The organism is Acidovorax sp. KPB24-07 (assembly GCF_057543315.1).
The window spans coordinates 1-596 of record NZ_BAAJYS010000934.1 but is presented as its reverse complement, the minus strand read 5'-3'; the positions used below and the strand labels follow the sequence as shown (position 1 = coordinate 596).

Sequence of the window (596 nt, the reverse complement as noted above, 5' to 3'; positions counted from 1 at the left end):
AGGTGCGCCAGGGCTCCAGCGGGCTGCGCAGCAAGGCCACCCCTTCCAGGTCCCCGGGCCGTTCGAAAGGGCCGTGCTCGCGCACGAAGGCGGGCGAGGCGAGCGGCGTGACCCGGTCGCGCGCCAGCTCCACGTGCTCCAGGTCGGCGTAGTGCCCCGGGCCGAAGCGCACGATCAGGTCGGCGTCCTCGGCGACCACGTCCAGCAGCGGAATGGACACCTGCAGCGCCAGATCGATCTCGGGATAGGCCTCGGTGAACTGGCGCAGGCGCGGGATCAGGATGGCGCGGGCGAAGGTCGGGGTCACCGCCAGCTTGAGCCGCCGCTTGCCCGGCGCCGTGGCCGCGCCCGGAAAGCGCTGCAGCGCGCCCAGGCCCTCGCGCACATGGGCCAGGTAGGCGCTGCCTTCGGTGGTGAGCGAGAAGTCGGCGCGGCCGAACAGCCGCACGCCCAGGATCTGCTCGAGCTGGCGCACGCGGTGGCTGACGGCGCTGGGCGTCACGCACAGCTCGTCGGCGGTCTGCGTCACGCTGCGCAGGCGGGCCAGGGCCTCGAAGGTCAGCAGGCACTGGATGGGCGGGATGCGCCGGCCGGTC

The 596-nt window shown here is 73.7% G+C and carries 1 protein-coding gene; it reads right to left on the bottom strand.

Translation table 11 applies throughout. The annotated features are described in order from the left end of the window. A partial coding sequence (locus AC27IQ_RS26760) for a LysR family transcriptional regulator (RefSeq protein ID WP_487091506.1) occupies positions 1 to 583 on the bottom strand: 583 nt, incomplete at its 3' end. Positions 584 to 596: the final 13 nt, after the last annotated feature.